At 56.8% G+C, this 21,736-nt stretch carries 20 protein-coding genes and 1 pseudogene; 8 read left to right on the plus strand and 13 right to left on the minus strand.

Annotation, left to right across the window (positions count from 1 at the left end; translation table 11 throughout):
• The first annotated feature begins 81 nt into the window (after nucleotides 1–81).
• The gene (locus NKH49_RS05140) at nucleotides 82–636 is read left to right on the plus strand and encodes a recombinase family protein (protein WP_352925290.1); all 555 of its coding nucleotides are present in this window, start codon (nucleotides 82–84) and stop codon (nucleotides 634–636) included.
• Between the two features lie 79 nt (nucleotides 637–715).
• Here the strand turns inward: NKH49_RS05140 and NKH49_RS05145 are convergent, their stop codons facing one another.
• A complete protein-coding gene (locus NKH49_RS05145; protein ID WP_352925292.1) occupies nucleotides 716–937 on the minus strand; it encodes a hypothetical protein in 222 nt (73 codons plus the stop codon).
• A 55-nt stretch (nucleotides 938–992) separates the two neighbouring features.
• Between NKH49_RS05145 and NKH49_RS05150 the strand changes: the two genes are divergently transcribed.
• The 3 genes from NKH49_RS05150 (at nucleotide 993) to NKH49_RS05160 (ending at nucleotide 2,754) form a co-directional block, all read left to right on the plus strand.
• A complete protein-coding gene (locus NKH49_RS05150; protein ID WP_352925294.1) occupies nucleotides 993–1,235 on the plus strand; it encodes a hypothetical protein in 243 nt (80 codons plus the stop codon).
• Between the two features lie 448 nt (nucleotides 1,236–1,683).
• The gene (locus NKH49_RS05155) at nucleotides 1,684–1,941 is read left to right on the plus strand and encodes a hypothetical protein (protein WP_352925296.1); all 258 of its coding nucleotides are present in this window, start codon (nucleotides 1,684–1,686) and stop codon (nucleotides 1,939–1,941) included.
• Nucleotides 1,942–2,190: 249 nt separating this feature from the next.
• Nucleotides 2,191–2,754 (plus strand): hypothetical protein, encoded by a 564-nt coding sequence (locus NKH49_RS05160; RefSeq protein WP_352925298.1) that lies wholly within the window; start codon nucleotides 2,191–2,193, stop codon nucleotides 2,752–2,754.
• 98 nt (nucleotides 2,755–2,852) lie between these two features.
• On the opposite strand, the gene NKH49_RS05165 is transcribed toward NKH49_RS05160, so the two are convergent.
• Together NKH49_RS05165 and NKH49_RS05170 are read right to left on the minus strand one after the other, a co-directional pair.
• The gene (locus tag NKH49_RS05165; RefSeq protein ID WP_352925300.1) at nucleotides 2,853–4,460 is read right to left on the minus strand and encodes a hypothetical protein; all 1,608 of its coding nucleotides are present in this window, start codon (nucleotides 4,458–4,460) and stop codon (nucleotides 2,853–2,855) included.
• Between the two features lie 11 nt (nucleotides 4,461–4,471).
• Entirely contained in the window at nucleotides 4,472–5,419 is a 948-nt protein-coding gene (locus tag NKH49_RS05170) for an HNH endonuclease (protein WP_352925302.1), read from the minus strand.
• A gap of 747 nt (nucleotides 5,420–6,166) precedes the next feature.
• Here NKH49_RS05170 and NKH49_RS05175 point away from each other — a divergent pair.
• Nucleotides 6,167–7,846, plus strand: a complete 1,680-nt coding sequence (locus NKH49_RS05175) for a hypothetical protein (RefSeq protein WP_352925304.1) — start codon at nucleotides 6,167–6,169, stop codon at nucleotides 7,844–7,846.
• A gap of 259 nt (nucleotides 7,847–8,105) precedes the next feature.
• Here NKH49_RS05175 and NKH49_RS05180 read toward each other — a convergent pair whose 3' ends face one another.
• The gene (locus NKH49_RS05180; protein ID WP_352925306.1) at nucleotides 8,106–9,932 is read right to left on the minus strand and encodes a recombinase family protein; all 1,827 of its coding nucleotides are present in this window, start codon (nucleotides 9,930–9,932) and stop codon (nucleotides 8,106–8,108) included.
• A gap of 80 nt (nucleotides 9,933–10,012) precedes the next feature.
• Nucleotides 10,013–10,189 (minus strand): annotated as a pseudogene (locus NKH49_RS05185) (DNA-3-methyladenine glycosylase I); the annotation flags it as partial.
• 83 nt (nucleotides 10,190–10,272) lie between these two features.
• Here NKH49_RS05185 and NKH49_RS05190 point away from each other — a divergent pair.
• On the plus strand, nucleotides 10,273–10,836 hold the full coding sequence (locus NKH49_RS05190) for a DUF1003 domain-containing protein (RefSeq protein WP_023680015.1): 564 nt from the start codon (nucleotides 10,273–10,275) through the stop codon (nucleotides 10,834–10,836).
• Nucleotides 10,833–11,420: a DedA family protein gene (locus NKH49_RS05195; RefSeq protein ID WP_352502473.1), complete on the plus strand. Its 588-nt coding sequence runs from the start codon at nucleotides 10,833–10,835 to the stop codon at nucleotides 11,418–11,420. Before NKH49_RS05190 ends, NKH49_RS05195 begins: the two co-directional genes overlap by 4 nt.
• Nucleotides 11,421–11,433: 13 nt before the next feature.
• On the opposite strand, the gene NKH49_RS05200 is transcribed toward NKH49_RS05195, so the two are convergent.
• The 6 genes from NKH49_RS05200 to NKH49_RS05225 all read right to left on the minus strand — a co-directional run bounded on the left by NKH49_RS05200 (nucleotide 11,434) and on the right by NKH49_RS05225 (nucleotide 18,419).
• A complete protein-coding gene (locus tag NKH49_RS05200) occupies nucleotides 11,434–12,021 on the minus strand; it encodes a hemerythrin domain-containing protein (protein WP_352816417.1) in 588 nt (195 codons plus the stop codon).
• Nucleotides 12,022–12,061: 40 nt separating this feature from the next.
• A complete protein-coding gene (locus NKH49_RS05205; protein WP_352925309.1) occupies nucleotides 12,062–12,421 on the minus strand; it encodes a diacylglycerol kinase in 360 nt (119 codons plus the stop codon).
• A gap of 77 nt (nucleotides 12,422–12,498) precedes the next feature.
• On the minus strand, nucleotides 12,499–12,918 hold the full coding sequence (locus NKH49_RS05210; RefSeq protein WP_352471751.1) for a GFA family protein: 420 nt from the start codon (nucleotides 12,916–12,918) through the stop codon (nucleotides 12,499–12,501).
• A 149-nt stretch (nucleotides 12,919–13,067) separates the two neighbouring features.
• Entirely contained in the window at nucleotides 13,068–14,441 is a 1,374-nt protein-coding gene (locus NKH49_RS05215) for a class II 3-deoxy-7-phosphoheptulonate synthase (protein ID WP_352471752.1), read from the minus strand.
• Nucleotides 14,442–14,620: 179 nt separating this feature from the next.
• Complete coding sequence (gene mfd / locus NKH49_RS05220) at nucleotides 14,621–18,118, minus strand: transcription-repair coupling factor (RefSeq protein ID WP_352925311.1); 3,498 nt, start codon at nucleotides 18,116–18,118, stop codon at nucleotides 14,621–14,623.
• A gap of 13 nt (nucleotides 18,119–18,131) precedes the next feature.
• Nucleotides 18,132–18,419, minus strand: coding sequence for an FAD assembly factor SdhE (locus NKH49_RS05225; RefSeq protein WP_352471754.1), 288 nt, complete (start codon nucleotides 18,417–18,419; stop codon nucleotides 18,132–18,134).
• Between the two features lie 91 nt (nucleotides 18,420–18,510).
• On the opposite strand from NKH49_RS05225, the gene recG reads away from it, so the two are divergent.
• Nucleotides 18,511–20,619, plus strand: coding sequence for an ATP-dependent DNA helicase RecG (gene recG / locus NKH49_RS05230; protein ID WP_352471755.1), 2,109 nt, complete (start codon nucleotides 18,511–18,513; stop codon nucleotides 20,617–20,619).
• On the opposite strand, the gene NKH49_RS05235 is transcribed toward recG, so the two are convergent.
• Both NKH49_RS05235 and NKH49_RS05240 read right to left on the minus strand, forming a co-directional pair.
• Nucleotides 20,571–21,323 (minus strand): DUF502 domain-containing protein, encoded by a 753-nt coding sequence (locus tag NKH49_RS05235; protein ID WP_352471756.1) that lies wholly within the window; start codon nucleotides 21,321–21,323, stop codon nucleotides 20,571–20,573. The two genes, recG and NKH49_RS05235, sit on opposite strands and share 49 nt — an antisense overlap.
• Nucleotides 21,324–21,404: 81 nt before the next feature.
• A complete protein-coding gene (locus NKH49_RS05240) occupies nucleotides 21,405–21,704 on the minus strand; it encodes a HigA family addiction module antitoxin (protein ID WP_031212869.1) in 300 nt (99 codons plus the stop codon).
• Nucleotides 21,705–21,736: the final 32 nt, after the last annotated feature.

The following is a 21,736-nucleotide window of genomic DNA, read 5'->3' on the forward strand; positions in this document are numbered from 1 at the left end:
ATCCGTGCCCCACAAGGGTTGTATTGACATTTTGGGAATTTTGTCCCACAGTGTCTTGGAGGCTATTGGGAAGGACATGGGATGTTTGTGGGCTACGCAAGAACCAGCACAGTTGAGCAGCAGGCCGGCTATGAGGCGCAACTTCGGGATTTGAAATCGCAGGGCTGCGACAAGATTTTCAGCGAGCAGGTTGCTTCCGTTAATTCCAATCGGCCGGAATTGGAGCGGGCAATCGACTTCGTTCGAGAGAACGACGTGCTCGTCGTTACCCGCTTGGATCGCCTTGCCCGTTCTGTTTCGGACCTAAGCCAGATCGTTGCCAGACTCGAAGCCAAGCAGGTCGGTCTGAAAATCCTCGACATGGCCATAGATACCACATCGCCTACCGGCCGGCTGCTGATGAACCTCGTCGGATCGATTGCGCAGTTTGAACGTGAGATCATGCTGGCACGCCAGCGAGAGGGCATAGCCAAGGCAAAGGCCGAGCACAAGTTCAAGGGTCGTGCGCCCACCGCTCGCCGCAAAACATCCGATGTCGTGTCTATGCATCGTGCAGGCAGGAAGCCAACCGACATTGCCAAGGAACTCGGCATTGGACGGTCATCCGTCTATCGGATTTTGGAGGAAGCCGCTTAGTAACCAGGAGGAGACTTCCCAATGCCCGAAAATCGACTGATGTATCGTCGCCCGAAGACCCAGAAGAAGACGCTCCGGATCATCGAAATGCATTTGGGTGAAAAAAGCCCGAGCCGAATTGCAGCCGTGACAGGGTTGAGCCGATCCACAGTCCGCAGGGTGATATCGGACATAATGGACAACCAGCAATCTGCAGCGAAGACGCATTGAACAGCAAATCGACAAAGGCAAAAAAGAAGCGGTCCCCAGGTTCACGCTGGCTGAACTTGACGAAAGGGATGGCGTCGAGCGTTTCGAACATCTGATGGACCATTTGGACAAATATCTCGCCAGCGAGGAACACAAGGCGGCAAAAAGTGCCGCAACACCGGAAAAATCTGAATGATGGCGGTGTCGGCATGAGCGAAAATTCAGTGAGCTTTTTGGTGGAACAACTACCGGACGATGCCAAGTGGTGGGTTGAGCATCTGAGCCCTGCCGCCCGCATCGAAATCGATAGACTGTTAAAGGAAACCGGCGTCCAGAATTTCACCAAGCACTGGAAGGAACATAGAGCCGAGCTTGAGGACTTCGAACGCAGCCTTGGCACCACGTTGTGACTAACTCAGAATCCAACCGAGCAGCAGCCGTCCAGCGAAGCTGCGGAAACTGCCGGCATCTGGCTTGGTTGGTGGCGATGGGATTGGGCGCTCGCTGCTCGCATCCACAAAACCGTAATGAGGCTCTGTCGCCATGGTCAAAACAGGACACATTAGGTCTGCCGCTTATCCCGGCCAGAACGTTTCTCTGCGACTTGCATGAAGCACGGTATAAATAGGGGTTATGTTCGTCCAATTCGCTCGATTGGTGCTTCTTGGGTTGGAATAGTTTTCTAAAGGCCGCCTTGACAGGCCTCCGATAATCCAACATTTGTAATATATTGGAGTTTTCATGTATTGATTAGAACCATTTTGCGAACTTCATCAGTTGACCGGATTGCCATTTGAATTGTGCGAATGCGACGCTACATATATCCATGTGATGTCAACGTGAAAAGGAGTATATCGCATGGAACTTAAGGCTAAGGAAGCGACAGATTCATATTTTGTAATTGGCTCAGACATTCAGATAAATCCAATTGCATTTTTTAATACTCTATACAATATCCTTGCCGATTTGAACGACCGCTTGCTCAAATCAGAGGTTGGAGAACCGCTGCCGGTACATGAAAAAGAGGCTCTGAAGGAAATGTTTGACGTAGTTGACTCCTTCGTCGAAGGCGTCGTCTTTTCTGGATACCTGAACAAGGAGTACATTTTCGAATGAGCTGTCGGGCCTACACGAATAAGATCTTTAATTAAAATCAGAATCACTGCTTTCTTTCGTTATATATACCTATGGTCGTTTGAGATGACCAATCTTTGACATGCAAGATGTCGGCGGGGAGCTTTTGTATCTCATTTAAACGCCCCTGAACGAGAACCCCGCCACATCACCCCATTTGTACTGACGTATTTTATACGGCTGTAATTACGTTATTACCTATAAACTGCCTAAAAATAAGGACCTGTTCGATTGCTTACGAAACTAGAGTTGTTACATTATTACAAAACATTTGAGACTGACCGGATAATCGAAGATTTCGCAGAGCGCCAGCGATGCGAACCACAATCACGTATCTATCACGTGACGGCGGTCTTTAGCCCCCATTGGTTCAACGGCAGAGTGTGGAGCGGCAAGACCGGCTTGGCCCGGCACGAGTTGATCGGGAAACTTGCGTCGGAGCTTTTGGGCCTATTCAGGCAATGGTGGGTCCACGGCTTGGCCGACTACATTCCAAACTTCTACCGGCCAAACAAAAAACCTCTTCAGCCAGTCTGCCATGCCTTCCTAGACGACAAAGGCGATGGCGAGCCATATCCACACATCCATGCCGTCTGTTGGGTCCCTACGGCCCTTGTAGAGGGCTTTGGGCGATGGTCCGACAGGCCGTGGCCGAGCTTCGACAAACTTGATGTCCGTGCGGCGGATGAAACGCACGAGCACCTTGCCAACACGGTGCGTTATGCATCGAAGTATCATGCCAAATGGGTTCTGCACGAAAGCGCATACGAACTTCGAATGTCGCTGCCGGCCTAGCGCCGACGCTCACACGACGGGACACCGCTCAGTGCCGCCAACCAGGGCCTGCCCCTGCTCTTGTACGTGGTTTGCTTCATGGATCAGGCGCCTCCGTTTCACCGCCCTTTGCCTTGGGCAAGTCCCGGAAAGATCCGATCCATTTCCTCTGGAAATAGGCTTCCGTTCATTCCTTTAAGTTTATCCCTGAAATTGTTCATCGTGTAGGCCTGTAGATCCCATTCCTTGGGCTCGCCATTGACCTTCCTAGACATGAAAGTTTCAATTCCGACATCTGACATTATCAACACGGCCAGTTCCAAATCCCACACGGATGCCAACGTGAATGGGTATTGGTCCATCAGCTTCGCATCGATCCCGGCTTTTCCGAGTCGCTCAATGGCCACCTTCCGGATTGGTTCGTATAGCCCCACCGAATAGAAATCCTCCAACATTGCAACCATAGGATAAATCGGCCGATTGTCGCCCGTCCAAAGCGGATGTTCACCATCGAGCGCAGCCTGTAGAGCTTTATACATCTGTGCTACCGCCTTGCCAAATTCCTTTACATCTGCGTCGAGCGCAGAACTGTCCAGAACCTTAGTTTTGGCGAGATACGTAATTCTCTTTGTTTTGCACTCCACAAAGAGATGCGCCGTTTTGTCGGAAACAATCCAATCGATGGTGTGCTTGGGACTGCCACCAGAAATATACGTTTCCTCCGGCGTAATTTCGAACGTCCCAGCCCTATTTGCCGCTTCAAACATCTCGCCAACATAACTCTGAAATGCAGGCCCAAAAAAGTCTGAGAAATTCGGCAGAGCGCATATATCATAATATAAGCCTTCCGATACCCGCCGGATAAGGTAGTTAGGGACAGGACATACAAGTTCCATTGATCCATTCAGATCGTGGAGTATGAGAGGCTTAACGACTAACGGATTCCTGACATAAATAAAATCCTCCCCCATGCTTCCGCTTTTTTCCGACTCTTCAAACAAGTTCCAAAACTGACTCGAAAAATGCTTTACAAAAGTCGACATTTCTTCGGTCGTAGCAAACTTATTATCCACCGCAATCGGAATACCTTGAGAAAAGTTCTTCATATAGATCGCAAAGAAAGCCATACCTATTCTTAAGATCTTCTCGACTGGCAATCCGACCTTCTGGACGACCATTTCGTCCAACTCTTTCACTCCAAATATCTTTAGATACCGCACAAGCCAGCGGCTACTGGGTTTCGTCTGCCATGGAAACTGTTGGTTCTGAATCCGGAATACTTCGGACATGATCTTAGTGTCCAATATGTCCGAATAGGCACTCTGAACATCGTCATGAATCTCCTTCATGTGGTTTATTGCGTCGGCCAGTCCATCCCAATGTGCAAAGTTAAGAGTTCCCCACCGGGAAGCATAACGCAGCAATTCACGGCAAAGAATGTCCAGTTCCCATTCAAAAAGTCCCAACTCGATTTTATCTCTGGTCTCGAAATTTTCTATGGGCTTGATCCAAGCAGGAAGCGGCGTTTTGAACTGAAAGAACACCATGTAAGCATGGATGACTTCCAACGATTCAAGCAGCGGTGCTGCCGCCAGACGATTGCGCAGGCGGCGATAGTTGCGCAGAAATTTCTTCATGGCGAGCGTGTTGTTTTCCATGATACGGCCGGGCAACCTGTTTTCGACAGGTTCGATTTGCGAGCCACGAATTGAAATCTGTTCAGCCAAGATTTAAATTATCAATCGGCGAACGAAAATAGGCGCCGATGAAATCGCAGGTACGTGCGTTGTGTTTCGTCGAATGCTGTCGGAAACCGACCGTTCACTAGCCCGATAAGCGCAAGCTCCGATGCAGCGATTCTATCTGCAACGAGGCAAGTGCCCTCATCGTTGAATGATATGTATCCTCGGTCAAACAACAGATCGAATGTTGGGGTGAGAAGCAGCCCATTGTGACCATCCAGCCGCTCATGGTTCGTTTCGCAGAGCCGCCACGGTTTGATGTGGCTTGCCCTCAATAGGCGCCGGTCAGCTACCCCTGTTATCCTGCAGCAACCTTCAATGCCTTCGAGATTTCGCCTAAACCTCCCCTGTCCACGGCGGGCTTTGATCAGGTCTTCTCTCTCGGTTGCATTGATATCGGTGTTGTTTAGGATCGACCGTTCAACGTGGTCCTCCTCGTTTTCTAAAACTGGGTTGTGGATCTGGACGTGAACACTTGCAGATTCGAGAGTCGCCCGTTCGGAAATCTTGGAAAGCAGCACTCGGGACATCTGATCTGAAATCGCCGCCAGATACACGTTTTGCCTGCCATCACCATCAGGCGATACAGGCGAATGTTTTTCGGGGAGCAGCGATACCAGTTCGGCAATAAAGGTCTTGGGACGCAATGGTCGTTGAAGCGCTCGCCACTCCACAGGCACGAGCCAACCATTGGCATTCCAGTTTTCTCCCTTGGTGCCGAATTCGGCGGGTTTGGTGCTGACAATTCCACCATCAGAAGCGATGCCGACTTGTTGAATAAGTTGGTTCGCATAGGAGAATATGAAATCGCCCGGTTCGACTAACGCCATATTGTCGTACGTCTGATTGCGAGCACCGTTTTGGTTTTGTTTTGGTGACCAGATGTAGCCACCCTCAGTTTCTTCCCGAAACGTCTGCTTATGATTCACCCACCAACTGCGCATTGTGTGTCCAATTCCTCGGCGTTAGCACCCGTTCGGGCCCGTATTTTGCTAATCAACGTCTCGCCGTACTTGTAGGTCGTCAGCACCCCTGACTTGCCTTTGCAGGCCGAACCATCGGATCGAGCGTAGGTATACAAGGCGACAGTCCTATCGGACCCATGCCTTGCATTCGATTCGAGACCAAGAAGGATTCCATGAGGCCCCCGCCACCGGATACAACACATTCCATAAGGGCACTCCTTGCCAACAATGACAAGCAGCGGCTTTCTGAACGACAAGCGCTAAAACGATGCCTATGACACGTCCATGCCGTCTGTTGGGCCGCTGTGGCCCTTATAGAGAGCATAGGTGGTCAGCCAGTTTGCCCCTGTGATATTTGACCGCTTTCGAGGCTGGTGGATCGGAGGCCTGAAAAGGTATTTTCCCCAGTTCCATCGACCGCTGCAACGTTCCCTACAGCCCATTTGCCACGCCTACATTGATGACAAATACGAAGGCATGTCCTGCCCGCACATCCATGCCGTTTGCTGGTGTCCAGACAGATTCTTCGAAGGATCTGAGAAAATGGGCTGCTCGGCCTCATCCATTTACAGAAGTGCATTTGGCTCCTGCGTAAGCCGACACTGATATGCGGAAGATGGTGGCCTACGCATCGAAGCATTATCTCACGTCACCTAGGGTAAAGACCGATGTCTGTGGTATTCAAGCCAACGTTGCAAAATCGCAAAGGACGGCAGGTTTCAAAATATGACTGACGCACAAAGTATTCTGGCTTGGTACACCCTCGTCCCTGCTGAACCGTCTAGCGGCAGTGCTATCTTCGGTTTTTCCGAGTATCTGGCCGCTCTAGCTCTTCTCCTTGTAATATTCTCGATATCCGAGTTTCGCTACAGATATCGTCTCCACCTACAAACGATAAACTGGAAGTTTCTATCGCTCTCGATCTCCGCTTCTCTTGGTGTTTTACTTCTGTTTGTGCAATTTTGGTTTGAAAACAGACTTCCCATACCGTCCCTCCTAAATGATCCTAGCATTATTAAGGGCGTCATCGGACTAATTATTATAGCGCTCCTATTTGTTGTTGCCATAAAAGCTTATGTCTTACCTCCAATGTATGGGCGCTTTAACGCCCAGCGCTTTTTTGATGTCCACTATCACTATTTGCATCAAGCTGACCCTGATCAGCTTCGTGTGATCGCAGATGAATTAAGCCATTCAATATTGTCAGTTGCCCGCTTCGCCCGCCTCTTAGCACCAACGATTCGGGAGAAAGGGAAGGGAAGAATTCCAGCACGAATCGCTTTTGCGCATGACTTTTTCTTACTAATTTCCGATCGTCGATTTTGTAAGGTGATCGGGGATCGTGTTCCGTACCTAGCCGTGATCGTACTCCGGCTATGCCAGAAGCCGGAGTTCGAACTGATTCCGGTTGGAAAGTTTGCTCGACAGGCTGCAATATCCTTCATCTCCAACCCGGACTCTGCTTACTATGAAGAGGCTGAGCCCCTCGACGGCAGCTATTTTGGCTACGAGAAGCCAATTACTACTGCGATTTTTGGATCGTATCGATTTGTTGAGCGGTGCGGATCGGAGAGCAGTCTAACTCCGCTGAGCATCGGATTTTCCTACTCCCGCACGTTCGACCGAGTGTGCATGAACGGCTATTCGAGAGCTGCTCTCCACTATCTGAAGGACTACTTGGTTGAGACAGGCGGCACCGCCCGTGCACAAGGGGTTTATGACGTATTTGCCACCTTCAGCGCATTTTCATCAAGTATATATCGCCTTAATGGAGCGCCTTCAGAGCAGCTTTACGAATCAAGGGACTATCATTCACTGGTCGAAACTGTTGAGTTTATCAAAGGAACCTTGATAATGCTGAAAGAAGGCAATCACAGAATTGGATCGCTGAAATATGTTGATCGAAGCGAATTCAATATATATGACCAGCTGTCATCACTAGTTCATAAACTTATTCTTTCCTCCGGCAGCGTTGCACAACCCTCTTGGACTTCATGGGTAGTTCAGCACAACGAACTGTGGGCTGAGCTATTTTCGTTTGACGACTCGTACCCCTTTAAAATTCTCCGAAAGAAGGTCCATCGATTGATTTATAATGATGTGATTCAAATGGATAGGTATGCGAATTTCAAGGGTGCTCGCACGATAGGATACTGCCTTAATGTGCTCGGTCTAACGCCGATAAAAAGGAATGGAAATGACCGAAAAGAATCGTTCCCTATACAAAGCATCGTCCTCAGCTGGACGAGAAAGAACTATGGCCGCCTGTTGAAAGATAACCCCAAGGTTGCGGCGGCCATGATGCAAGGGAGCATTTCCTACGATCCTGAAAGCCGGCAGATCATCAAAACGTACCGTGACGATATCGGAAACTCCCCCTCTAGAGAATTCCTTGCAATCGGTTAGTTTTCTGACACCTGATTGACGGCTGTTGGATTGCCTCGCAAGGTATTGTTTTAGTTATGGTTCCCGTCCAATTCTCCAAGCGATAATCGTTAGCAGCCATTCACGGCTCGTATTTTACTGATCAACTTCTTGCCGTACTTGTAGGTCGTCTGCCTTTGGCAGCCTAGAAGCCTGTTCGTGGTTGCGACGTCACCAGCGGCGAGGAAAGGAGCGGACAAGGTGGGCGAACGGGCGAACTCGATGTTTGACCAGTTCATCATCACGCCATCCGGGCTTCTGCAAATTGTTCAATGGTTCTTGTGGCTTGGGGTAGCTTGGACCTGTCACCTTCAAGGCCCATGTTGGCTACGACAAATGACTCTGTGGCATCCCGGTTATCTGGATAGATCAAGCGTGATGCGCCACCCTTGAAACGCACCAGATATTTTGAATCCAATGCGTCCCGACTGTTCGCAACCCGCTTGGCGTAATCCATCCACAACGCCTTACCAGCTTCGTTAGGTTCGCTCTGCGCTGCTTTCCTAGCCCGGTTGGTCAAGTGTGGCCGGTCCAGTTCGATGCATTCCACAATGGTCCTGATGTGCTCAGCCGCCTTTGTTCGTAGCAGACACAGTTCGGCCATCGTCACGTCACCGGGTCCAGTTCCTACCTTTGGAAAGGCAATCCGGTTGCCATCACTGGCCGCCTGCTGTTCTGACTGGATTTTGTTCCGCTCGATTTCCAACGCCGCAATCTGTTCGCCGACGGCTTTCAGCTTGGTGGCGTTCTTCACCATGGAAGGCCTCAACGAATCTCCTAGCACTGCGTCCTGTTCGATCATTCCAATGAAGGCTTGTTGGGATTTAAAAATAGCAATCCCTTCGCCTTCCAGTTGCTGTATCTGTTGAGTGATGGTGCCTTGGCGTGATCCTGTGCCGCCATGGATGATGGCCTGCAAATCGATTTCGGCCACGAATGACAGGAACGATTTTTCAAACCGTTCGTAGTTCCATGGGGCTGCGTCCGTGCACTTACCCACCAACGACCCCTTGCAATAGAACTGTATGGCCCTGCCCTTTTTAGGGTTCCTGATCGTCATGGGTTCCCCGCAATAGTGACACTTGGCAATGCCACCGAACAGGTTCGAATAGGCTTCCCCCTTTCTGCCTCTGCCAACCTTCAAACGGGACGTCATGGCGGCTTGTGCCCGATAGAAATCTTCCTTCGAAACCACCTCTGGAAAAATCCCAATCAGCACTTCACCATTCTTGCGATGGTAATCCCCGTACACTGCCTTGGATTTCAAAATGTGTGCGACGTTCGCAACCGTCCAATACGTCGCACGGCCCTTAGTTTTCTTGTCCATCGCAAAAGGCTTTTCACCGGCTGCATTCAGCGTCTTGGCGATTTTGGGCAGACCACAACCGTTCAGGCACATGTCAAAAATGCGTCGCACAATCTCTGGCTTGCGCACACCATCCAACACGGCCAATCCTGTCACCGGGTCTTTGGTCAGCCATCCAAACATGCTCTGCCGTGGCAAAACACCGGTAGCGGCTGCTTTGGCGTATCGCTCGGCATAGCTCTGTTTGGTCCGGAACTCTTTTTTGGCTGACTCCTCATGCGCTGCCGACATGATCATGATGGAACCGAACAGCTTCATCATATCCATTTGGCCGGTTCGGTACTCTTGCCAGTCAATCGTTGTGACCACCACCAGCCCGGTGTTGATGATCTGTAGGAACAGCCGCAATGCGTCTTCCGGCTTCGCACGGCTGATACGGTCAAGCGACTCCACGAACAGGATTGTGCCATCTGGAAATCTGCCCGCTTCTGCCTCTTTCAAGAGTGCACCAAGGGCACCGGATTCCAGATTTTTGCCCCGGTAAGCTGACAATCCCATGTCTGTCATTTGATGTTTGGTGGCGATGGTCACACCAAACCGTTCGCAACCTTCATCGTTCAAACTTTTTTGCCGCCTAAGCCCATCACCTTCAGCCTGAATCAGTCTCGATACACGTGCATAGCTCAGAGCCATACGCTTGGCCGGCTCAAAACTTTCAATTGTTCTGAGATTTTCTATCATAACTTTGTCATTATAATTCATGTGGTTAGCATCCTTCGGACGCATGTAGGTTAAACCCACGCCGTTGCAAGGCCCTCCCTATGTCCAAAAGACTACGGTCGGACGCGCCAGACAAAGCCGGCGGCAAAAACCCGCTCGGCCATAGTCGACAGGATCCGGTCGTCCGCAATCTTTGCCACCGCGGCATTGTCGGGCATAGGACCCAGCAGCGACGTCAGCGCTGCCTCACCGCCTTTGCGCTTCGCTGCACGGGCGCGAATTTTCTGAAAATCCACCATTGTTTCCTGACCCCATCGCGTCAATCTACCACTTCCCGTAGGAACCGGCAGCTTCTACCTCATCGCGGACGACGGAGGCGACGATGAACAAAACGATCGAGGACCTGGCAAGCCGCTGGCTGAAGCGAAAGCCGGACGGCCTCAGCGCGCTCGAAAGCCGGGTACTGCAATCTACGCTCGAGCGCACCACGATCTCCAAGGACACCAACAAGGCCGTCGCCTTTCACCAGACGTTTGGAGATCGCCTGGCCGACACCATCGCCCGGATCGGCGGCTCTTGGTCCTTCATCCTGGCATTCATTGGCTTCCTGATCCTGTGGACGGCAGGCAATGTCTGGCTCTTGTCGCGCGCCGCCTTCGATCCCTATCCCTTCATCTTCCTCAATCTCGTGCTTTCCATGGTTGCCGCCCTGCAGGCGCCAGTGATCATGATGGCGCAAAACCGCCAGACGGAGCGCGATCGAATCGACGCCGCCCACGACTATGAGGTTAATCTCAAGGCCGAGATCGAGATCATGGCGTTACACGAAAAGCTCGACGAACTGCGCCACAGCCAGATCATCGGCATGCGAGACGAGATCGCCCGGCTGGCCGAGCAGGTGAAGCGCATCGACGACATTCTGTCGAAGCAGCGAACGTCTTCATGACGGAAGTCATCCATCGTCTCATTGAGCAATATGGATTGGTCGCGGTTTTTCTGGGCTGCGTCGCAGAGGGCGAAAGCGCCGCAATTCTTGGCGGTTTTTTTGCGCATCAGCATGTCTTCATCCCGTGGCAGGCGTTTCTCGCAGCCGCGCTCGGCGCCTTCGGTGGCGACACGTTCTTCTTCATCTTGGGACGGAGCTTCGCCGACCATAAATTCGTGATCAGGCTCCGAGCCCGGCCGGGCTTCAGCCACGCCTACCGCCTTGTCACCTCTCATCCCAACATTTTCGTGCTGTCGAACCGCTACATCTATGGCCTCCGCCTGGTCGGCGGCATCGCCGCCGGGCTGTCGGGCATTGCGGCGGCGCGCTTCGTCATCCTCAACGCCATCTCATCGGTGGTCTGGGCGGCACTGTTCTGCACTGTCGGTTATGTCTTCGGGCTGGGCGCGGAGCACATCGTCGGCCAAGCGCTGGCTCGTCACGAGCGATTACTGATCGCTCTGGCAATCGGCCTCGTTGTGGCCATCCTCGGCTGGCTCGCGGCCCATATCGTCGCCAAGAAGGAACTCCACAAGGGAAGCTGATCGTCAATCATCGTCAATCAATGCCGAGCGCACGATCACCCTTCTCGAGGATCAGCGGAATGATCAGGTCTTCCTCGTCGGCAAGATGCCGGGTCAACATGGCGATCAACCGGCCGTTCTCGTCGGCATAGGCATCGGCGGCGAAACGCTGTTTGTCTTCGCTCTCCTGAAGCGTGCGGATGAAGGCATTTGCCGCCTCGGCATTGCGCTCCAGTCCCTCATGGATTGTGTGGTGATCGGCATCGAGAATCTCGAAGCCGCGCTTCAGACGGGTCTCGGCCCTGGCGAAGACCGGGAAATAATGATGGTCCTCGACATTGTGATGGCCGTCGAGATTGCCGAGGAAATGGTTGAGGCGCGGCGCGAACCAGCGCGCGAATTCCGGCGCGTTCAGCCTACTTTCTCGATAATCGCCGATACCATTGGTGAGCATGCCGCCAAGCTCGCGGAACATGTCGTGCCGCTGCAGCCACATATTGGCTATGCCGTGGATATTGGCATGCGCCTGCCAGTCCTCGCGCGGAAATTTTTCGACCAGCCAGTGCAGATCGTCCGGCAGGCCGTCACGTTCAAGCAACAGAAATCCGGTGGTATCGGCCATGTCGGGCCCCTCAGTTGACCGGCATGTAGTGTCTGAAACGTCAGATCGGTACCCCGAGGATCCGCTCGATGACGGCGACGCCCCATACCCCGGCAGCGATCACCACCGAAATCAGCACCGCCAGCGAACCGCAATCCTTGGCCAGTTGGATATCGACGTTGAATTCGCGGCTGAACGCGTCGCATGCCGCCTCGATGCCGGTGTTCAGCACCTCGATCATGATCATGAGCAGCACCGCGCCGATCAGCAACGCATAGCCGCGCCACGATTCCGAAAGGAACCAGCCGAGCGGCAAGGCAAGCACGAGCAGCATCAGCTCCAGCTGGAAGGCCTCCTCGCCGGCGGCCAGTTTGCGAAACGCCCGCACCGAATTGTAAAAAGCGTCGATCAGTCGCTGCATGCCAAAACCCTTCGGAATCACCGGCAGGGGATAGCGCAATGGCTGGACCAAGGGAATAAGGCGGCCTCTGCAAAGAATCAGCCGTCTGCCACCTTGATCGACGGCGTCGACTTCTCGAACTGCGGCAGCCCGTCATCGATGGCGTAATAATCGCCCTTGTCGCCGACGAAGATATGACATTCGCCTTGGAGCCTAGTTGGCGCGTCGAACAGCCCTGCCATCACCGAAACATAGCCGTCATCGCTCGGCTTCCAGAACAACAGAGAGCCGCATGTCTTGCAGAAGCCGCGCCTGGCGAACGAAGAGGCCTCGTACCAGGTGATGCTCTCCGCGCCGGTGATTGTAATGTCGCGGTCGGCAACGTTGGTCGCCGCATAAAAATGCCCGCTCTGCTTCCGGCACTGCGAGCAATGGCAGTAGATGACACCGCGTAGCGGTCCTCGTGTCTTGAACCGCACTGCCCCGCACAAGCATGATCCGGTGTGACTGTCAGCCATGTCGGCCTCCCGATGCAATTGCCATCGCCTGGCAGGATTCCAGTTTTGCGCGCGTTAGGCACGAGCAAATGCGACACCGGCGGGATTGAATACAAAAAGCGCCGGTTTTCGCCCGGCGCTTCTTCAATGACATCAAAGTTCAGATCATATCAGCCGTTAACGGCCTGCTTGTGCTGGACCGGATGGGTCTTCTTGAGCAGATCGGAGACCAGGAACGCCAACTCGATCGCCTGATCGGCATTGAGGCGCGGATCGCAATGGGTGTGGTAGCGGTCCTGCAGTTCTTCGGCGGTGATGGCGCGGGCACCACCGGTGCACTCGGTGACGTTTTTGCCGGTCATCTCGATGTGGATGCCGCCCGGATGCGTGCCTTCGGCGCGGTGCACCTCGAAGAAGGTCTGCACTTCCTTCAGGATGCGGTCGAACGGCCGTGTCTTGTAGCCGGCGGCCTCGATCGTATTGCCATGCATCGGATCGGACGACCACACCACGCTGCGGCCTTCCTTCTGCACCGCGCGCACCAGTTTGGGCAGATGGTCGGCAACCTTGTCGGAGCCGAAGCGGGCGATCAGCGTCAGCCGGCCGGGCTCGTTCTCCGGATTGAGCAGGTCGATGAGCTGCAACAGGCCATCCGGCGTCAGCGACGGACCGCATTTCAGCCCGAGCGGGTTCTTGATGCCGCGGCAATATTCGACATGCGCATGGTCGGGTTGGCGCGTGCGATCACCGATCCAGATCATGTGGCCAGAGGTGGCGTACCAGTCGCCGGAGGTCGAATCGACGCGGGTCAGCGCCTCCTCGTAGCCGAGCAGCAACGCTTCGTGGCTGGTGTAGAAATCCGTCTCGCGCAGCGCGTAATTGGTCTCCGAGGTGATGCCGACGGCCTTCATGAAGTCCATCGTCTCGGTGATGCGGTTGGCGAGCGATTCGTATTTCTCGCCCTGCGGGCTGTCGGACACGAAGCCGAGCATCCATTGATGCACGTTCTCCAGGCTGGCGTAGCCGCCCTGGGCGAAGGCACGCAAAAGGTTGAGCGTCGCCGCCGACTGGCGGTACGCCATCTCCTGTCTTGCAGGATCGGGAATGCGCGACTTGGCGTCGAACTCGATGCCATTGATGATGTCGCCGCGATAGCTCGGCAGCGTTACACCGCCCTTGGTCTCATTGTCGGACGAGCGCGGCTTGGCGAACTGGCCGGCGACACGGCCGACCTTCACCACCGGCTGGGCGCCGGCGAAGGTCAGCACCACCGACATCTGCAGGAAGACGCGGAAGAAGTCGCGGATATTGTCGGCGCCATGCTCGGCGAAGCTCTCGGCGCAATCGCCGCCCTGCAGAAGGAATGCGTCACCGGCAGCGACGGCTGCAAGCTGCTTCTTCAGCTTGCGTGCCTCACCTGCAAAAACCAACGGCGGAAACGTGGCAAGCTGGGCTTCCGTGTTCCTCAGCGCGGCAAGATCCGGATAGGCAGGAACCTGCTGGATCGGCTTGGCTCTCCACGAATTCGGCGACCATTTCGTCATCGAAGCACCTAACGCTCTTTCACACGGACGCCATCGCCCGCCAATCCGCCCCATATGGGGTCGCGGCTCCATACACGAAGCCGATTTCCTATTCTAGACCGGAAGTGGTCGCGTGGCGAATGAGCACGGCACTGCGAAAGTGCCGATGCGGCTGTGCCCAGAGCACCAGCCACGCGCTGCTACGCCGCCTTCTCCACCAGCCGCGCCAGCTGCGTCATGACAACCGCTGAGCCAGCCAGCCGCTTCTCGGGCGTCGCCCAGTCACGGCTGAAGACGACGCTCTGGTCGGGTCGGATCTTGGCCAGCGAGCCCTGTTCGCCGATGAGCTTGACCAGCCCGACCGGATTGGGGAATTCCCGCTTGCGGAAATGGACGACGACACCTTTCGGCCCGGCGTCGAGCTTCTCCACGTTGGCCTTGCGGCAAAGCGCCTTGATGAAGACGATCTTCAACAGATGCTTTACCTCTTCCGGCAACGGTCCGAACCGGTCGATCAGCTCGGCGCCGAAAGCATCGATCTCTTCCGTATTTTCGAGATCGCCAAGACGGCGATAGAGCGCCAGCCTGAGCTGCAGATCCGGGACGTAGCTTTCCGGGATCATCACCGCCGTGCCGACGGCGATCTGCGGCGACCAGCCGCCGTCCTGCACCTCGCCGGAATCCTTCACTTCGGCCACCGCCTCCTCCAGCATCTGCTGGTAGAGCTCGAAGCCGACCTCCTTGATGTGGCCCGACTGCTCTTCGCCAAGCAGATTGCCGGCGCCGCGGATGTCGAGGTCGTGGCTGGCCAGCTGGAAACCGGCGCCTAGCGTATCGAGCGATTGCAGCACTTTCAGCCGACGCTCGGCTGTATCGGTTAGCTTGCGGTTGGCGGGCAGAGTGAACAGCGCATAGGCGCGCACCTTCGAACGGCCGACGCGGCCACGCAACTGATAGAGCTGAGACAGGCCGAACATGTCGGCGCGGTGTACGATCAGCGTATTGGCGGTCGGTATATCGAGGCCGGATTCGACGATGGTGGTCGACAAAAGCACATCGTACTGGCCGTCATAAAAGGCATTCATGATATCGTCGAGCTCGCCGGGCGGCATCTGGCCGTGGGCCACCGCCACTTTCAGCTCAGGCACGGATTCGCGCAGGAAATCATGGATTTCCGTGAGATCGCTGATACGCGGTACGACGTAGAAGGAATGGCCGCCACGGTAGCGCTCGCGCAGCAGCGTCTCGCGGATGACCAGCGGATCGAAAGGGGAGATGAAGGTACGCACGGCCATGCGATCGACCGGCGGCGTGGCGATCAGCGACAGCTCACGCACCCCGGTCAAGGCAAGCTGAAGCGTTCGCGGGATCGGCGTCGCCGACAGCGTCAGAACGTGGACGTCGGTCTTGAGATCCTTCAGCCGCTCCTTGTGCTTGACGCCGAAATGCTGCTCCTCGTCGATGATCAGCAGGCCGAGATTCTTGAACGAGATCGAGGAGCCGAGCAGTGCGTGCGTGCCGATGACAATGTCGACTTGGCCTTCGGCGACGCCCTTCTTGGTCTCGGCCAGTTCCTTGGCGCCGACCAGCCGCGAGGCCTGGGCGACGCGGATCGGCAGGCCGGAGAAGCGCTGCGAGAAGGTCTTGAAATGCTGGCGCGACAACAATGTCGTCGGCACCACCACCGCGACCTGAAAGCCTTCCATCGCCGCGATGAAGGCGGCACGAAGCGCGACTTCGGTCTTGCCGAAGCCGACATCGCCGCAGATCAGCCGATCCATCGGCTTTCCCGCGCCCAGATCACCCATGACCGAATCGATTGCCGTTTGCTGGTCGTCGGTTTCTTCATAGGGGAAACGCGCCGCAAACTCGCCATAGAGGCCTTCCGCCGGCACCAGCGCCGGTGCGGCCCGCATTTGTCGCTCGGCGGCGATGCGGATCAGCTGCCCGGCCATGTCGAGCAGACGTTGCTTCAGCCGTGCCTTGCGCGATTGCCAGGCGCCGCCGCCAAGCTTGTCGAGCGTCGCCTCGGCCGAATCCGAGCCATAGCGCGACAGCAGCTCGATGTTTTCCACCGGCAAGAACAGCCGATCGTCGCCGGCATAGTGGATTTCAAGGCAATCGTGCGGCGCACCGACCGCCTCGATGGTGCGCAGCCCGATGAAGCGGCCAATGCCATGGTCGGCATGCACGACGATATCGCCTGAAGACAATGCCGAAGCCTCGGCGATGAAGTCGGACGCGCGCTTCTTGCGCTTCGAGCGCCGGATCAGCCGGTCGCCGAGAATGTCCTGCTCGGCGACGACGACCAGTTTCTCGGTCTCGAAGCCGGATTCGAGCGGCAGCACGGCCAGGGCCGCCTGCCCTGGCTCAAGCCTTTCGGCTTCGGCAAGCGTCGCCACCGGCTCCAGATTGCCAAGGTGATGCTCGACCAGGATCTGGCCGAGCCGGTCGAGCGAACCTTCAGTCCAGCCGGCGACGACGACACGGCGGCGTGCAGCGCGCTCGTCGGAAATGTGTTTGACGACGACGTCGAAGACGTTGGCGTTAGGGTCGGCGCGTTCCTCGACGAAGCTGCGGCCATGGCGCGAGCCGGCATGGAACACCTTTTTCGCACCGGCATCGGGCGCGTCGAAGGAGGTGAAGTCGATCGCTTCGCGCGGACCAAGCGAGGCAATCAGGTTCTCGGGCGACAGATAAAGCTGATCCGGCGACACCGGCTTGTAGGGCACGGCATCCTTCAAGGCGCCGTCGGCCTGTTTTTTGCGCGCCTCGTAATGATCGAGGATCAGAGTGTGGCGCTCGGCCAGTGCCTCATGCGCCAGATGATCAAACACCACGGGCGCATCCGGCAGGTAATCGAAGACGGTTTCCAGCCGCTCATAGAAGAACGGCAGCCAGTGCTCCATGCCGGCAAACCGCCTGCCCTCGCTGACCGCCGCATAGAGCCCATCGTCGCGGGAGGGCGCGCCAAAGGCTTCGATGTAGGCGCGGCGGAAGCGGCTGATGGTTTCCGGCGTCAGCGCCACCTCGCTCATCGCCTGCAGCGCCATCGATTTGCGTTGGCCGATGGTGCGCTGGGTTGCGGTGTCGAAGACGCGGATCGATTCCAGCGTATCGCCGAAGAAATCGAGGCGCAGTGCCTCCGTCCAGCCGGGCGCGAAGAGATCGAGAATGCCGCCGCGCACCGCAAATTCGCCGATGCCGCGCACCGTCGGCACCCGCTCGAAGCCGGAAGTCTCCAGCCGTGACACCAGCGCGTTCATGTCGATCTGGTTGCCGGGCTTGGCGTGAAAGGTCTGCGCCTCGACGAGTTCCGCCGGCGGAATGCGTTGAAGCAAGGCATTCGCGGTGGTGAGAATGACGGCGCGGTGCGGCTTCTTCGCCAGCGCGATCATCGCTGCCAGCGCATCGAGCCGCCTTGCGGCGGCGTCGGCGCCGGGCGAGACGCGGTCGTAAGGCAGGCAGTCCCAGGCCGGCAGTTCCAGCACCGGCAGGCCCGGCGCGGCAAAGGCAAGCGCCTCGACGATCGCCGGCAGGCGCTGGCCGTCGCGCGCCACGAACAGCACCGGCTTGTCAGGGGCGATCTCGTGCGCAGCCTGCACCAGCGCAAAGGCTTCGTAGCCGTCGGCGACGCCATCGACGATGAACTGGCCGGCGCGGCCTTTCGGCAGACCGATCGTAGGGATAAGGCTCATGGCTACACGTTGTTCAGAAGGTCATCTCCCGGCGCGAAGCCAGGATTTTTTGCAGGACGGTACAGTCGATATCCGCCGGAACCGGGCGTTCGCCAGTGACGAGAGGCAGGAATTCGGTGTCGGGAATGTCGAGGAGCCTCTCATATTGGTCGATTTCGTCGCCGGTCAAGGCGCCGATCTCGGCATCGGCGAAGCTGCCGAGTATAAGGTCCATCTCGCGCATGCCGCGGTGCCACGAACGAAACAGAAGCTTGCGGCGGCGGGCATCGAGGCCCTCGCTTGATCGTTTCGTTCCGGTCATCTTGCAATATCCTTGCCCAGGCGGCGCATATAGCGTGGATAGAAGGCGGTGTCAGCCTTGCGCGACAGTCGCCGCAACATAAGCTGACATCATGCGTCCCTCCCTCCTCGATCCGCTGTTTGTCCCGATCACCTCGCTTGCCGGGGTCGGGCCAAAAGTTGGCGCCCTGATCGAAAAAGTCGTAGCAGCCGACCTCGGCGACCGGGCCGCGCGCGCCGGGGATCTCTTGTTCGTGCTGCCGCATACTGTCATCGACCGCCGCAACCGGCCTGGCATCGCCGGCTCGGCGGAAGGCGCCATCGTTACGCTCGACGTCCGCATCGACCGCCACCAGCCGCCGCCACGCGGCAACAGGTCGGTCCCGTACCGGGTCTACGCCCATGACGACACCGGCGAGATCGCGCTGACCTTCTTCCATGCCCATGCCGCCTATCTCGAAAAAGCAATGCCCGTAGGCGAGCATGTCGTCGTCTCCGGCCGCATGGAATGGTTCAACGGCCGCCCGACCATGGTTCACCCCGACCATATCGCACTTGCCGGTGACGCGGAAAACCTGCCGCTGGTCGAGCCGGTCTATCCGCTGACCGCCGGGCTCTCGGGCAAGGTGCTGCGCCGGGCCATCGGCCAGGCGCTGGCCCGCCTGCCGGTGCTACCCGAATGGCAGGACGGTGAGTTCCGGCGCCGCCATGCCTTTCCTGCTTTCAGCGATGCGCTCAACCGCATCCACAATCCTGCCGACCCGATCGACGTCTCTGTCGACGGCGCAGCGTGGCGGCGCCTTGCCTATGACGAGTTCTTGGCCGGCCAGGTATCGCTGGCGCTGGTGCGGGCCAAGGTCCGCCGATTATCTGGCCGGCCATTGGTCGGCGACGGCCGCATAGTCGAACAACTGCGCGTGGCACTCCCCTATTCGCTGACCATGTCGCAGGAAATGGCGCTTGCCGAAATCAACGCCGATCTCGGTGACCCCGAACGCATGCTGCGCCTTTTGCAGGGCGATGTCGGCTCCGGCAAGACGGTGGTCGCGCTGCTTGCCATGGCGCGTGCCGTCGAGGCCGGCGGCCAGGCGGCATTGATGGCGCCGACCGAAATCCTGGCGCGCCAGCATCTGGCAACAATTGCGCCGTTGGCGGAACGGGCCGGCCTGCGTGTCGCCGTCCTCACAGGTCGCGAAAAGGGCCGCGAGCGTGCCGACACGCTGACCGGGCTGGCCAATGGTGACATCGACATCGTCGTCGGCACCCATGCGCTGTTCCAGGAAACGGTGACGTTCCGTGACCTCGTGTTCGCCGTCGTCGACGAGCAGCACCGTTTCGGCGTCCATCAGCGCCTTGCCATTACCGCCAAGGGCGATGCGCCCGACATGCTGGTGATGACAGCAACGCCGATACCGCGGACGCTGGTGCTGACTGCATTCGGCGACATGGATGTGTCGAAGCTGACGGAAAAGCCGGCCGGCCGCCAGCCGATCCGCACCGTCACCTTGCCGCTTGAACGGCTCGACGAACTGATCGGACGCATGCTCGACGCCGTCGCCGATGGCCAGAAAATCTACTGGATCTGTCCGCTGATCGAGGAATCCGAGGAGATCAAGCTGATGTCGGCCGAGGACCGTTTTGCCTCGCTGAAGCCGCTGTTCGGCGACCGCATCGGCCTGGTGCACGGCCGCATGAAAGGCACCGACAAAGACGAGGCGATGCGCGCCTTCAAGCAGGGCGACACCCGTATCCTGATCGCCACCACCGTCATCGAGGTCGGCGTCGATGTGCCTGATGCGACGATCATGGTCATCGAGCATGCCGAGCGTTTTGGCCTCGCCCAGTTGCACCAATTGCGTGGCCGGGTCGGGCGTGGCGACAAGCCTTCATCCTGTGTGCTGCTCTACAAGGACCCGCTCGGCGAGACGGCAAAACGCCGTTTGTCGGTGATGCGCGAGACCGAGGACGGCTTCCGTATCGCCGAAGAGGATCTGAAGCTGCGCGGCGAAGGCGAGTTGCTCGGCACTCGCCAGTCTGGCACGCCGGGCTTCCAGGTGGCGCGCATCGAGGTGCATGCCGACCTGCTCGAGGCCGCTCGCGACGATGCGCGGCTGATCCTGTCGCGCGATCCGGAACTGCAGTCCGAACGCGGCACGGCGCTGCGCCTGTTGCTCTATCTGTTCGGCCGCGACGAGGCCGTGCGGCTCCTGCGTGCCGGCTGAGGCATCGTGTCGAGCGGAGGATTGGCAAGCGCGCCGTGGATATGCTCGCCGTTCACCGTCACCATTTTGACAGCTGGCGCCACCAGGCCGGCCGACACGATCAGCTTGGCTCCGTCCTCGATTGTCATGTCGAGCAGCACAATGTCGGATTTCGGCACATACATCAGAAAGCCGGTCGTCGGGTTGGGCGTACACGGCATGAACACGGCAATCAGCGGATCGCCTTCCCGGTCGAGCTTCTGGTTGATCTCGGTTTCCTTCTCGCTGGCGACGAAGACAAGCGACCAGACCCCTTTGCGCGGATATTCGACCAACCCGACCTGCCGGAACATGTCGCCCTTGTTCGACAGCACTGTCTCGAAAATCTGCTTCAGCGAACGGTAGATGCCGCGCACCAGCGGCATGCGGCCAAGCAGGCGCTCGCCGAAGTTGACGATGGCGCGGCCAACGATATTTGCAGTCATAAAGCCGATGAAGGTGATGAGGATCAGGGCAACGATCAGCCCAAAACCCGGCACTGGAAACGGCAGGTACGTGTCCGGATTGTAGCGTACCGGAATGTAGGGTTTCACCCAGGAATCGACCCAGCCGATCAGCGACCAGGCAATGTAGGCGGTAATCGCCAGCGGCGCGCAAACGACGAAGCCGGTCAGGAAATAGTTTCTCAGCCGGGTCATGCCTGAGGTCTTGAGAGCATCCGACATGGTTCACCGCAGCGTGTGTTTGCAGCGCGACACTACTGAACCCCAAGGCGCTTTGGAATGGCGAAGTTTTTAAAAGATCAACTATGCCGCGGCTTCCAGCGGTTCGATCTTCTCGAGCTCCGGTGCGAGTTTCTTCGCCTCGGTTTCAAGTTCATAAGCCTGCTGAAAATTCATCCAGAATTCCGGCGTGGTGTTGAAGAACCTGGCGAGGCGAAGCGCGGTATCAGGAGTCAGGCCGATCTCTTCCTTGGCAATGCGTTCGATACGGGTACGAGGAAGATTGAGCTTCTTCGCCAACGCACCGGCACTCATACCGAGCGGGACGAGATATTCCTCGCGCAGGAACTCTCCGGGGTGAATTGGACGTACGAACTTGAGCATGGTTCAGAGACCTCAAGGGTTTAGGGCAAGTG

It is taken from the genome of Mesorhizobium sp. M1088 (assembly GCF_040318575.1).
Lineage (GTDB): Bacteria > Pseudomonadota > Alphaproteobacteria > Rhizobiales > Rhizobiaceae > Mesorhizobium.

What these genes read in the sequence shown, in the direction of transcription:
- NKH49_RS05140 (WP_352925290.1), top strand. Translation starts at nt 82, where the DNA reads ATGTTTGTGGGCTACGCAAGAACCAGCACAGTTGAGCAGCAGGCCGGC.
- NKH49_RS05145 (WP_352925292.1), bottom strand. Translation starts at nt 937, where the DNA reads ATGTTCGAAACGCTCGACGCCATCCCTTTCGTCAAGTTCAGCCAGCGT.
- NKH49_RS05155 (WP_352925296.1), top strand. Translation starts at nt 1,684, where the DNA reads ATGGAACTTAAGGCTAAGGAAGCGACAGATTCATATTTTGTAATTGGC.
- NKH49_RS05170 (WP_352925302.1), bottom strand. Translation starts at nt 5,419, where the DNA reads ATGCGCAGTTGGTGGGTGAATCATAAGCAGACGTTTCGGGAAGAAACT.
- NKH49_RS05175 (WP_352925304.1), top strand. Translation starts at nt 6,167, where the DNA reads ATGACTGACGCACAAAGTATTCTGGCTTGGTACACCCTCGTCCCTGCT.
- NKH49_RS05180 (WP_352925306.1), bottom strand. Translation starts at nt 9,932, where the DNA reads ATGAATTATAATGACAAAGTTATGATAGAAAATCTCAGAACAATTGAA.
- NKH49_RS05190 (WP_023680015.1), top strand. Translation starts at nt 10,273, where the DNA reads ATGAACAAAACGATCGAGGACCTGGCAAGCCGCTGGCTGAAGCGAAAG.
- NKH49_RS05195 (WP_352502473.1), top strand. Translation starts at nt 10,833, where the DNA reads ATGACGGAAGTCATCCATCGTCTCATTGAGCAATATGGATTGGTCGCG.
- NKH49_RS05200 (WP_352816417.1), bottom strand. Translation starts at nt 12,021, where the DNA reads ATGGCCGATACCACCGGATTTCTGTTGCTTGAACGTGACGGCCTGCCG.
- NKH49_RS05205 (WP_352925309.1), bottom strand. Translation starts at nt 12,421, where the DNA reads ATGCAGCGACTGATCGACGCTTTTTACAATTCGGTGCGGGCGTTTCGC.
- NKH49_RS05210 (WP_352471751.1), bottom strand. Translation starts at nt 12,918, where the DNA reads ATGGCTGACAGTCACACCGGATCATGCTTGTGCGGGGCAGTGCGGTTC.
- NKH49_RS05215 (WP_352471752.1), bottom strand. Translation starts at nt 14,441, where the DNA reads ATGACGAAATGGTCGCCGAATTCGTGGAGAGCCAAGCCGATCCAGCAG.
- mfd (WP_352925311.1), bottom strand. Translation starts at nt 18,118, where the DNA reads ATGAGCCTTATCCCTACGATCGGTCTGCCGAAAGGCCGCGCCGGCCAG.
- NKH49_RS05225 (WP_352471754.1), bottom strand. Translation starts at nt 18,419, where the DNA reads ATGACCGGAACGAAACGATCAAGCGAGGGCCTCGATGCCCGCCGCCGC.
- recG (WP_352471755.1), top strand. Translation starts at nt 18,511, where the DNA reads ATGCGTCCCTCCCTCCTCGATCCGCTGTTTGTCCCGATCACCTCGCTT.
- NKH49_RS05235 (WP_352471756.1), bottom strand. Translation starts at nt 21,323, where the DNA reads ATGTCGGATGCTCTCAAGACCTCAGGCATGACCCGGCTGAGAAACTAT.
- NKH49_RS05240 (WP_031212869.1), bottom strand. Translation starts at nt 21,704, where the DNA reads ATGCTCAAGTTCGTACGTCCAATTCACCCCGGAGAGTTCCTGCGCGAG.